Raw genomic sequence first — 11,820 nt, 5'->3', positions numbered from 1 at the left:
GTTTTATCAAATTGAGAATTATAAAACAAAATATAAAAATTAAAATTATGTCATTAGTAGGAAAAAAAGCGCCTTTATTCACAGCGCCAGCAGTAATTGATGGAGACGAAATTGTAGAAAATTTTTCTTTACCAATTGGTGAGAAAAACATTGTATTATTCTTTTATCCAAAAGATTTTACATTCGTTTGTCCAACAGAATTACACGCATTCCAAGCTAAATTAGCTGAATTCGAAAAAAGAGATGCTGTTGTTATTGCTGCTTCTGTAGATTCAGAAGAAACGCACTTAGCATGGTTAAACACTGCAAAAGATAACGGAGGTATCGAAGGTGTAACTTACCCAATTGTTGCAGATTTCGCAAAAACTATCGCTATGGATTACGGAGTTTTAGCAGGTGAGTACGTTTACAATGAAGAAAACGATTCTTTAAAATTTGAAGGAGCTCCAGTGGCTTACCGTGGAACATTCATCATCGATAAAAACGGTGTTGTTCGTCACGAAACAATCAACGATTTACCATTAGGACGTAACATTGATGAGTATGTACGTTTATTAGACGCTATTTTACACGTAGAAAAATACGGTGAAGTTTGTCCAGCTAACTGGGAAGAAGGTAAAGAAGCAATGAATGCTACTAAGGATGGTGTAGCAACTTACTTATCTAACAACTAAGATAAAAAAGGGTGAATCTTCTAAGATTCCCAAAATAAACAAAAAGGCTGTCTAATTTACTTGACAGGAGATTTTTAAAGAATTAATTCTCAGTAAAAATCACTAAGTTCATATCTTAGACAGCCTTTATTATATCCAATTTTTAACGCTTAAAAATTATTAAAATGTTTGCAGAATTAGAACAAGATAACTTAGCTCAGGTTGTAGCTGATAACAACTTAGTAATTGTACAATATGGTGCTGGATGGTGCGGAAACTGTCGTTTGGTAAAACCAAAATTCAAAAAATTAGCAGCTGAATACGAAGGTCAAGCGGAGTTTTTATACGTTGATGCTGAAAAATTAGTAGAATCAAGAAAATTAGCTGATGTTCCGAATTTACCAACTTTCGCAGTTTTTAAAGGAGGAGAAAATGTAGGACAAGTAACTGCATCTAAAATTGATGCTGTAAAAGAATTGATCAATGAAACTGCCGGTATTTAAGAATTTAGCAAAAAACCTTTCTGTTGAAGCAATGGAAACGGCTTTAGAAGTTTTGGAAGTTTATGCTGATTCTCCAGCTGTAAAAGAGCCAGAACAAGAAGTAATAGGAGAGATGATCTCTAACATTTGTGGAGCAATAGAAATGAAACAAATGATGGATGACGAAGGTATGGACGAGCGTACTGCTGCCAATACTTTTATGCAACGTGTAATGGGATCTATTGATAAATAATTTTATCAATTAGTTTATATAAAAAAAAGGACTTCACATTAATGTGAAATCCTTTTTTTTATCTATCCCAACCAGTTTCTGTAACTACTTTCTTTGGTGGTTTTATAACATTTGTTTTATTGTTCTCCTTTTGTGGTGGAGTAGGTTGTATAGGTTCTTCATTTACCACTTGCGGCTGAGTAGTATCTATTTCTTGCTGTACATTTGTAATTGGTGTTACAGAATTATTTTTTTCTTCTGTTGTTACTGCTGATTTCGGAGCTCTTAACTTATCTAACAAACGTTTAGCTTGTTTTGCTTCATCAGTTCCTTCATAAGCTGTGGCTACGATTTCTAAAGCTTGTTCAAAATCAGCTTGTGTAGCAGTTTGTTTAATAACATAGGCATTAAGCAGAGCAAATTTTGCAATGAGAATTTCTGTCGGAAATTTTATAATTGCCTCTTGTACTTTCTTTTTTACATCTGCATATTTTTCAGCTTTATATAAATCGTAAGCTTCTTTGTAAGCAGCTATAGCTTCTTTTGTTTCAGCAGTAATATATTCTACTTCTAGGTTTAAAATGTATCCAGCATAAATTGTATTCGGATAATTGGTTAGAATATCATTTTTATATTGCTCTTCTAATTTTTTATCGCGATCCTTGTAAATTCTATACAATTGATAGGTTGCTTTTAGTTTTACATCCTCAGATTTTGGAGGAGATGTAACCAAAGCTTTTAACTCTTTACCAGCTAAATCTACATTATTAAAGGTTTCATAATAGCCTACGCCAAGAGATAGCTGTGTTGTGTCACGTTCAACTTTCAAATTATTCAACGTTGTTTGCGAGGTCGGAATTTGCTCCAAATAATAGTCAACTTCAAATCGTCTGGGATCTCCCGCTGCAATTTGTCCAGTTAATTCAGCTTGTTTATCTTCTATAGTAGTATTTATAGCATTAGAATTTCGCCAATTATCTTTCAATGAAATTCCTCCCCAAACACTCTGAAACTCTTGTTGTCCTGATGTTCGTAAATTTTGATTATAAAAATAGAATTTTCCCTTATCTATATCATCTTTAAAACTTGAGCTAAAACTAGCCATTTTAGTTTCTAATTGAAAGGTTTCTATTTCTTTTTTCTCTTCTTCGGCTTTCTTTTCTTCCTTCTTCTTTAAAGTCTCTATGTAAGATGTAAAGAATTTAGATTGATCTTCTTTTGGAAGTGCAGCAATTTTTAAAATAGAATCATTTTTCTGAACCAAATAATGTTTCTCCATCAACTTTTTCAGCGCATCATTTCGAAATTTAATTCGATCTTGATCTTCTTTCAAATTGTAACTTGATTGTGCCGAATCATAATAAGCAGAGGCAAAAACATAATCATTCTGCTTGAATTTGATGTTTCCATAATTTTCAAATGCACGACCACGAATGTAAGGATCTGACATTGGTTCTGCTAAACTCAATTTAGCATATTCTACTGCATCATCCATTTTATCCGATCTATACGCCATTTCAGAAATTCCGTAATACAACTCGTTTTTCTTCGAGGAATAGATTCCTTTGTTTGATATGTCTAATAAATTCTGTTTATAGTTAGAATAATTATTAATCTTAGGATCAAAATTGGCTGCAATTGCTAACTGAGATTTAATTTCGAGATCAAATCCTGGACTCATTTTATAAACTTGTGTAAATGCTTCACCAGCTTCTTGTTGTTTACCAAGTTTTGAGTAAACTTGTCCTAGAGTATAAAACAAACGAACACGTTCATCTTTATTTGTCGAATAATATTCAGCTTTTTGTAAAGGCTCTAAAGACTCTTCGTATTTTTTTTGATCGATTAAGAACTGTGCATAAGTACGCGCAATCATTGTTCTTAATTCTTTGCTTTTGTAAGGATCACTATCGTACAGATCTTTTAGAGTCTCTGCTCCATCAAAGTAATTTCCTCCTTTTATTTCAGCAACTGTTTTATATACATTAGCTTCTTCAGCATATTTAGATCCTTTAAAATTTTTGAAAACATAGTTTAATGCATCTAATGCTTCAAAATATTTTTTCTGATAAAACAACGATTTACCAATTAGTAAATACGCTCGTCCCATCATTTTGTTTCGTTCTTGTCCTTTAATTAACATCGAGTGCTTCTCAATAACTTTAGAAGCCTTTGTTTCTACGGCTGCAAAACCAACAGGTTTTTCAACCTTATCTTTATTATCTGTGTTTGAGTTGAAACCAAAACTTGGCGTGTTTTGTCCACTAAAATTGGTAGAATCTGAAATAGAATAATACTCAATTCCGACAGGTAATATTTTTGAGTAATTCTCGATGTAATTTGCTTTTAATTCATCGTTCTTTTTCTCTAACTCTTCTTCAGCATTGAAAACTCCATTAAACCACGATGTCATTTTATGATATTGTCGGTTTTGGAAGTTATCTTTTTGTGTAGAACAGCCGATTAAAAAACTTGCGGCGAATATACTCAGTACAATCTTTTTCATGTTAGCGAATAAAAACAAATCTACAATAAAACGCTCGATTACAAAAAATCTTGTACGCCATCTGGTTTTTAGATAGAAATATATTGAAGAGAGTTTTTGAGGTCATATTTGAATAAAATGATTGTTAACAATTTAGATTTAATCCGTTTATCATAATGACTAAGAAAAATCATCGAAAATTTGATTAATTATTGATAATATTCAAGTAAATTCGAGCAATAATAATGTTTTAAACAAAGAGCATGAAAGCTTTTTTAGCGAAAATTTTTGCCAAACGCATTGTCAAAAAAGAACAAAAATGGATTGATCGTCCAATCCAAACACAAGACAGAATTCTGAAAGAATTAATAGCTTCTGCAAGAAATACGCAATTTGGTAAAGATCATCATTTTGATCAGATTAATTCTTATGAAGAATTTAAGCAACAGGTTTCTGTAAATGACTACGAAGGTTTGAAACATTATTTTGATGAGGTTGTTGCAGGAAAAGCTGATATTCTTTGGCCCGGAAAACCTTTGTATTTAGCTAAAACATCTGGTACAACTTCTGGTGCAAAATTTATTCCGCTTACCAAAGAATCAATACCTTATCATATTAACTCTGCGAGAAATGCGCTATTGTACTATATTCACGAAACGCAAAATTCAAGCTTTGTTAATGGAAAAATGATTTTTTTGCAAGGAAGTCCAATTCTTGAAGATAAAAATGGACTGAAAGTTGGTCGACTTTCTGGTATTAGTGCGCATTTTGTACCTAATTATTTACAAAAAAATCGCTTACCATCTTACGAAACAAATGTTATAGAAGATTGGGAAACAAAAGTAGATAAAGTTGTAGAGGAGACAGTAAATGCAGATATGACCTTAATTTCTGGTATTCCGCCATGGTTAATCATGTATTTTGAACGATTGATTAAAGTTTCTGGAAAAGAAAATGTTCAATCAATTTTCAAGAATTTACAGTTAATGGTAACTGGAGGTGTAAATTACGAGCCTTATCGCGAAAAAGTAAATCAATTAATTGGACGTAAAATAGATTGTATCCAAACTTATCCAGCTTCAGAGGGATTTATAGCTTATCAGAATACACAGAAAACAGAAGATTTATTGTTATTATTGAACAATGGAATTTTTTATGAATTTATTCCTGTGGATGAGTTTTTTAATGAAAATCCTACAAGAATTTCCTTAAAAGATGTTGAAATTGATAAAGATTATGTTCTAATTTTAAACACAAATGCCGGACTTTGGGGTTACAATATTGGCGATACAGTTCGTTTTACATCGATAAAACCTTATCGTATTGTAGTTTCGGGACGTATAAAACATTATACTTCTGCGTTTGGCGAACATGTTATTGGTCACGAAGTAGAACAAGCTTTGCAGAAAACAATCGAGATATTTCCTGCAAGTGTAAATGAATTTACAGTTGCTCCGCAAGTAAATCCTGTAAAAGGTCTGCCTTATCATGAATGGTTAATAGAATTTGATCAATTACCGCAAGATATTGATGCTTTTGTAAATGAGTTGGATTTACAAATGCGAAAACAAAATACATATTATGATGATTTAGTTACCGGAAATATTTTACAACCTTTGATTGTTACTGTTGTTGTAAAAAATGGATTTCAAGAATATATGAAATCAATTGGTAAACTTGGCGGTCAAAATAAAGTTCCGCGTTTATCAAATAATCGCGAAATTGCAGATGAATTTTATCAATTAAACCTAATCAAGCCTAAAATTGAAAACACACACAACAACTAATAAAATGATTTACAAAACGGTAAAAAGTTCACTTGTAACTTTTTCGCAATTAATGCTACCATCACATTCCAACTTTAGTGGAAAAATTCACGGAGGTTTTATTTTATCACTTTTAGATCAAATTGCATTTGCATGCGCCTCAAAATATTCGGGCAAATATTGTGTTACGGCTTCTGTGGATCGCGTTGATTTTTTAACACCTGTAGAAGTAGGAGAGCTTTTGACACTAAAAGCGTCTGTTAATTATGTCGGACGAACTTCTATTGTAGTTGGTATTCGAGTAGAAAGTCAGAATATACAATCTGGAGAAGTGAAACATTGTAATTCATCGTATTTTACCATGATTTGTAAAGACGAAAATGGTGAAAAATCTGAAGCTCCTAAATTGATTTTGAAAAATCTGAACGAAGTAAGACGTTTTTATAAAGCGCTTCATAGGATAGAAGAGCACAGAAAAGCGAAAGAACAAGTCAAAAATTCAATCGATTATAAATCACAAGAATTAATTGATCATCTGCTAAATAATCATGATGTAAAGATCGAAATTGATTAATTTTAATAAAATATATAGCTTAATTCGGAATTGAATTAAGCTTTTTTTCTTTATAATAAATATATAACTTACTGTTTTACTATTTATTATAAAATGTCCCTTTGTTTGTCTCTTCTAAATGTAGTTGTTTTTACAGAAAAAATTTCTAAATTTAAGATTAGTAGTAAAAGATTAAACATGAAGGTTCATTATAATAAATATATTATTTTGCTTAGTGTCTTTTTTTGTCTTTTAACAAAAGTTAGTGGAACAACTACAACTGAAGTTAAAGAACAACCAGCACAACAAAATAATCCGTCCTATATTAATGGATTTAGTGTAGGAATTTTTCTAGTTTTAGTCACATTTGCTTATAGATTTCGAAAGAAAATTATATAAAAGGTTGATTTTTTAGTTTCTCTAAAGCTAAAAAAGAAGAAAACTCTACCTTTGCATCATGAAATATGCATTTCTTTTAATTATAGTATTGGTAATCTTTGTGATTTGGAGAAAAATCAATTCAAAAAAATCAACAGATCAGTTAATTGATGAGGCAGAAGAACCAAAATTATCTTTTTTATCTATTGATAAAGATGAGTTTATGAATGAAGTTGTTGAAAATGATTCACTATTTGATTTTGAATTATCATCAATAACAAAAAAAGATGATACCTTAGATATTTTAATAACAATTTACAATCATTCCGAAAAAACGGTTAGAATAGATTTAAAAGAAGCAATTTATTCTTCATTTTCTACAAAAAAGCAATTAAAAGCAGATGTAACTTTTTATGGAGAATTAAACATGGGAACAAATGATATTTTACTTAAAAATACCATTTTGCCAGAGTTACAAGTAATCCGAAATATTTATTTTTTTAAGATTGATTTGAATGAGTTTCATCAAAATGATGCATTAACAATTGATTTATTGATTAACAATCAACCATATCAATTGACGAAGTATATTCATCAATCAAAACTTGAATCGATAAAAGTGATTGCTTAATCATTTGTTCGATTTCAATTGGAATCCGTAATTTTACACCTCAGAATTTTTATCATATGAAACATATACAATTGATGCTTGGAACAGCATTACTTTTAGGTTTAACAGCTTGTCAAACTCCAAAAGTAGCGACTGAGCAACAACAAAAACAAACGCAATATCAAAGTTTGCAAGTTGATGGAAAAATCTATGCGGCTTTTTATCAGCAACGTGCAGCAGAATATCAAGCTTTAAGTAGACAAGCTTATAATATTGCAAAAGAGCGTTTGGATGAAGCAATTGCTAAAAAAGGAAATAAACCTTTGGCGATTGTAACTGATATTGATGAAACGTTTTTGGATAATTCATATTACGCTGTAGAAATGGCGAAACAAGGGAAAACGTGGACACAAGATTCTTGGGCAAATTGGACATCAAAAGGTGTTGCAACTCCTTTAGCGGGATCGTTAGATTTTTTCAAATATGCAGCGAGCAAAGGAGTTCAGATTTTCTATATTACCAATCGTTATGAAGTTGAACGACCAGGGACTTTAGCTAATTTAGAGAAGTATAATTATCCAATTCAATCTCCTCAAAATTTAATTTTAAGAAGTAAAGAAAGTAGTAAAGAAACACGTCGTCAAAATGTGGCAAAAGATTACGAAATTGTTATGCTTTTAGGAGATAGTTTGACAGATTTTTCTTCATTATTTGATAATCATAAATCTGAAAAGGAGAGAGCGCAAGCAGTAGAAACATTGAAAGCTGAATTTGGTAAAAAGTTTATTGTATTGCCAAATGTTGGTTATGGAGATTGGGAATCTGCTGTGTTTGATTATAAATATGATTTGACACAAGAGCAAAAAGATTCGATTCTGTATAATGCAGCGAAAGAAATGCCAAATAAATAAAAGTTAAAAGCTCAGAGAAATCTGAGCTTTTCTTTTTTTGCATAGTTTTTGAAAAAGTACTGTTTATATGAATAGAAAAGACTTTATCAAGTTAGCAGCAATGAGTGTAGGAGGGTTTTATTTTGCAAATTCTACATTTTCTTTTGCACAACCACTTCGTAAATTAACATACAATAAAATCGATATTCAACATTATCCAATTATTATAGTTGGATCTGGATATGGTGGAGCAGTTGCAGCTTTGAGATTATGTGAAGCTGGTAAAAAAGTAGTTCTTCTGGAAATGGGATTGGATTGGGGTAAAGCGAAGATTCCATTTTCTTCTATGAAAAAACCTGGTAAGAGTGCAGCTTGGTTAAGAACAAAAACAATTGCACCATTTCTTAATATATTTCCTTTAAAACCACTTACAGGAGCCTTAGATCGATTAGATTATGAGAATATTAAAATTTGGGTAGGAAGAGGTGTTGGCGGTGGTTCTTTGGTTAATGGAGGAATGGCTGTTTTACCTAAAAAAGAATATTTTGAAGAAATGTTACCTAATCTAGATGCTGATTTGTTTTATGAAAAATATTTTCCATTAGTTCAGAAAGAGTTAAAAGTAAATGTAGCAGATGAAGATTTTTTGAACGAATGTGACTTTTATAAATTCAATAGAGTAGGTGAAGAAGAAGCTCATAAAGCAGGTTTTAAGACGATAAGAGTTCCAAATGTGTACGATTTTGACTATATGAAAAAAGAATATGCGAATGAAGTTCCTCGATCTGCTTTAGCTGGAGAAGTTATTTATGGAAACAATTATGGTAAAAACAGTTTAGATAAAACATATTTAAAGAAAGCTTTAGAAACTGGAAATTTAGAGATTCTAGATTTACATCAGGTTGTGGACATTTCAAAAAGAGAAGATGAAATGTATTCTTTAAATATTAATCAAATTAATACTTCTGGTGAGCTTGTAGAAACAAAGGTTTTTACATGTAAAAAACTGATTATGGCTGCTGGAACTATGGGAACTTTAGAAATTTTGTTACGTTCTCAATCCAAAAATAATTTACAATTAACAGATAATGTTGGTCAGAATTGGGGTAACAACGGAAACTTTATGACAGGTAGAAATTGGGTAAAAGCATTTTCTGGTGGTGTAGGTTTTCAGCATTCTACAATTCCCGTTGGTGGAGTTGATAATTGGGACGATCCTCAGCATACATTTTTTACTGAAATTGCACCACTTCCGATGGGACTTAATGTTGCGACAACATTGTATTTGATGATTAATAGAGTTGATAAAAAAGGATCAGTTTATTATGATTCAAATCTAAATGCAATTAAGCTTAATTGGAACGAGAATAATACAGCTAAAATGCGAGATAATGCAAAATATTTTGTTCGTAAAATGAATAAAGCGAATGGAGGGACCAGAAGTCACATGCTTTTTAACAATGGATTTGGAGCTGATGTTTGTTATCATCCCTTAGGTGGAATTGTTTTAGGACAAGCTACCAATCAATTTGGAAAGTTGAATAATCATCAAAATCTATTTGTAATTGATGGCTCTCTTATTCCAGGATCAATTGGAGTTAATCCTTTTTTGACAATTACTGCAATTGCAGAATATTGTATAGAGAATTTGATTAAAGAAAATGAGTTAGAGGTATAAATTAAAAGAGCTTGATAAATTCAAGCTCTTTTAATTATTTATTTTTTTCATATCGTTAGTGGTGTTATTAGCGTTAATATTGAGGTAAAGATTATGATTAACAATACTGTACCAATAAAAGCAAAGGTTTGTTGTATTGTTTTGAGATTAGTCACAGTCTTGAAGCCTATGTACAAATAATAAAACATTACGCAAATAAAAAAGATTGCTACAAAAGCGACTATTAATACAACAATCATTGTAGATGTTTCTTGTAAAACGGCCAGATTATTTGTCGTAACACCTTTCAGTACTTTTTCCATGTTGTTATTGACAATCGGAATAAAATCGGTGATAAACACTATATAATAAGCAATTCTAGAAATTAGTACAACATTTACAATGTCAATAATTCGTGTTCTTTTATTGATGATTTTTCCTAAAATGTAGAGTAAAACAACTGCAATAAGTAGATTACGTGTATTTTGATAAAGTAAATCAATATAAGTGTAATGTATCCCGTTTTTCTTAATACTCAAAAAATCTGGAAAAAATGAGTCGTTTAATTTGGCAATATAAGTAAATACAAAATGAGCTACTATTCCTATTACAAGTAAGATTTTATCGTTGTAGAAAGCGAATGGATTAAGAAGCTTTTTTATCATTTTTGATTGTATTTATTGTGTTAATGAACTCTTCAGGTTGATCACAGCTGATCAAATATTTTACATTTTTTAATTCGATAGCTATAAGCTTTGTTCTATCTTTAATATTACATTTATAGTTGTCCATAGATACTCCGATCAAACCATAAATTCCTCTTGCTCCAATTATCATTAAATTATTTTGTGATTTTCGAGAGATATTTTCGATTTGATTAATAGGAATTACAATTGTTTTAATTTTTGATTGTAAATAAATATTATTTAAATCAACTTTAATTTTATTTAAAGAAATTAAATAATAATATAAAAACAATGGATAAATGATAATTACATAAATAGCTGCAATATATATTTCTGTTTCTTTAAGTAATATTCCACCAATTAAGATTAATAATAAAACCAAAAAAATTGTAGTTACCTTAAAGAAAGGTGACATAGAAACTGTAAATTCTTTACTCATCGGACATAGTTTTAATCTTACTAATCAAGTCATCAACTTTATTTCTCATGGTTGGGTAACTCACTTCAAAATCTTTTGCCATATCTTTTAAGCTGCCAGAGTTTACAAAAAACTGCATAATAAAAGCTTGTTCTTCGTTTGTAAGTTTTAAGAATAAAGGAAGTTCATAATTTCCGACAACTTGTGTTTGACAATTATTACAAGTTAATTTCTCTACAGCTAATTCTCCTTCGCAACTAGGACATAAGACAGGTAATTTTTTAATCATTTTTAAATAAAATTAAAAGTGTTTTAAATAAAATTAAATATTATTTTAATAATATCAAAATTAGAAATCTGATTTTTTCAATTTTATTTTTATTGATACATTTGCAACCTAACAATTTAGAAGAATGAATTTAAAGAAATTAGCCCTTGCCGCGCTTGCGATTGGGACGACTGCATATATCGTAAATCATAATAAGAAGAATGTGAAATACAAACCAGCGCAAAATTTTGATTTGGGTGGATTTGTAGGACGTTGGTACGAAATTGCTCGTTTGGAGAATAAAGTACAAAAAAATCAAACTAACGTTACTCATCGTTTTACGTTGAACGAAGACGGATCCTTAGAAGTAATTGTACGTGGATATGATGCGAAGAAAAAAGCTTGGGACAAAACAGAAGGTATCGCAAATCAAGAGATTGAGAATGTAGGTTTGTTTAAAACTACTTTTTTACCAACTTTTGCACGTAAATTATATGTGATTGATTTTGATAAAGATTATAACAATGCATTAGTTGCAAGTGAAGATTATAAGTTTTTATGGATTTTATCTCGTAAAAAAGAAATTTCAGATAAAGTAAAAGATCGTTTTTTAGATTCGGCTATGAAAGTTGGGTTTGAACCTTCTAAACTAATTTGGCCATCACAAGTGACAATAGCTAAGTAATTATATAAGATAGAATACAAAAAAAACCACTCAATTTTGAGTGGTTTTTTTATTTAG

Annotated in this window: 13 protein-coding genes; 9 read left to right on the top strand and 4 right to left on the bottom strand. The window is 30.5% G+C overall.

Features of this window, described 5'->3' with window-relative positions; all coding sequences use genetic code 11:
* The first annotated feature begins 47 nt into the window (after positions 1-47).
* From QHG34_RS04080 to QHG34_RS04070, 3 genes are all read left to right on the top strand, one after another.
* On the top strand, positions 48-674 hold the full coding sequence (locus QHG34_RS04080; protein ID WP_282628906.1) for a peroxiredoxin: 627 nt from the start codon (positions 48-50) through the stop codon (positions 672-674).
* Positions 675-838: 164 nt separating this feature from the next.
* On the top strand, positions 839-1,156 hold the full coding sequence (locus tag QHG34_RS04075) for a thioredoxin family protein (RefSeq protein WP_282628904.1): 318 nt from the start codon (positions 839-841) through the stop codon (positions 1,154-1,156).
* Complete coding sequence (locus QHG34_RS04070; protein WP_282628903.1) at positions 1,137-1,388, top strand: DUF6952 family protein; 252 nt, start codon at positions 1,137-1,139, stop codon at positions 1,386-1,388. The genes QHG34_RS04075 and QHG34_RS04070 overlap by 20 nt, the downstream gene beginning before the upstream one ends.
* 58 nt (positions 1,389-1,446) lie before the next feature.
* Here QHG34_RS04070 and porW read toward each other — a convergent pair whose 3' ends face one another.
* On the bottom strand, positions 1,447-3,873 hold the full coding sequence (gene porW / locus QHG34_RS04065; protein WP_282628902.1) for a type IX secretion system periplasmic lipoprotein PorW/SprE: 2,427 nt from the start codon (positions 3,871-3,873) through the stop codon (positions 1,447-1,449).
* Positions 3,874-4,115: 242 nt separating this feature from the next.
* Here porW and QHG34_RS04060 point away from each other — a divergent pair, with 242 nt between their 5' ends.
* From QHG34_RS04060 to QHG34_RS04040, 5 genes are all read left to right on the top strand, one after another.
* Positions 4,116-5,639: a GH3 auxin-responsive promoter family protein gene (locus tag QHG34_RS04060; protein WP_282628901.1), complete on the top strand. Its 1,524-nt coding sequence runs from the start codon at positions 4,116-4,118 to the stop codon at positions 5,637-5,639.
* Positions 5,640-5,643: 4 nt separating this feature from the next.
* Positions 5,644-6,192, top strand: coding sequence for an acyl-CoA thioesterase (locus QHG34_RS04055; protein WP_282628900.1), 549 nt, complete (start codon positions 5,644-5,646; stop codon positions 6,190-6,192).
* A 436-nt stretch (positions 6,193-6,628) separates the two neighbouring features.
* Positions 6,629-7,180, top strand: coding sequence for a hypothetical protein (locus tag QHG34_RS04050; protein ID WP_282628899.1), 552 nt, complete (start codon positions 6,629-6,631; stop codon positions 7,178-7,180).
* Positions 7,181-7,236: 56 nt separating this feature from the next.
* Positions 7,237-8,070, top strand: coding sequence for a 5'-nucleotidase, lipoprotein e(P4) family (locus QHG34_RS04045; protein WP_282628898.1), 834 nt, complete (start codon positions 7,237-7,239; stop codon positions 8,068-8,070).
* Between the two features lie 67 nt (positions 8,071-8,137).
* Positions 8,138-9,727 carry a GMC family oxidoreductase N-terminal domain-containing protein gene (locus QHG34_RS04040; protein WP_282628897.1) on the top strand — a complete coding sequence of 530 codons (1,590 nt, stop codon included), beginning with the start codon at positions 8,138-8,140 and terminating at the stop codon, positions 9,725-9,727.
* A 47-nt stretch (positions 9,728-9,774) separates the two neighbouring features.
* Here the strand turns inward: QHG34_RS04040 and QHG34_RS04035 are convergent, their stop codons facing one another.
* Genes QHG34_RS04035 through QHG34_RS04025 form a run of 3 tightly spaced genes read right to left on the bottom strand, consistent with a single transcriptional unit; the run spans position 9,775 to position 11,099 of the window.
* The gene (locus QHG34_RS04035) at positions 9,775-10,371 is read right to left on the bottom strand and encodes a hypothetical protein (protein WP_282628896.1); all 597 of its coding nucleotides are present in this window, start codon (positions 10,369-10,371) and stop codon (positions 9,775-9,777) included.
* Positions 10,352-10,831 (bottom strand): PH domain-containing protein, encoded by a 480-nt coding sequence (locus QHG34_RS04030; protein WP_282628895.1) that lies wholly within the window; start codon positions 10,829-10,831, stop codon positions 10,352-10,354. Before QHG34_RS04030 ends, QHG34_RS04035 begins: the two co-directional genes overlap by 20 nt.
* The gene (locus tag QHG34_RS04025) at positions 10,824-11,099 is read right to left on the bottom strand and encodes a DUF2089 family protein (protein ID WP_282628894.1); all 276 of its coding nucleotides are present in this window, start codon (positions 11,097-11,099) and stop codon (positions 10,824-10,826) included. The genes QHG34_RS04030 and QHG34_RS04025 overlap by 8 nt, the downstream gene beginning before the upstream one ends.
* Before the next feature lie 124 nt (positions 11,100-11,223).
* Here QHG34_RS04025 and QHG34_RS04020 point away from each other — a divergent pair, with 124 nt between their 5' ends.
* Positions 11,224-11,763 carry a lipocalin family protein gene (locus tag QHG34_RS04020; RefSeq protein ID WP_282628893.1) on the top strand — a complete coding sequence of 180 codons (540 nt, stop codon included), beginning with the start codon at positions 11,224-11,226 and terminating at the stop codon, positions 11,761-11,763.
* Positions 11,764-11,820 lie beyond the last annotated feature (57 nt).

The sequence above is a fragment of the Empedobacter sedimenti genome (assembly GCF_030005555.1).
GTDB classification, from domain to species: domain Bacteria; phylum Bacteroidota; class Bacteroidia; order Flavobacteriales; family Weeksellaceae; genus Empedobacter; species Empedobacter sedimenti.
This window is presented reverse-complemented; position numbering and strand designations above follow the sequence as displayed.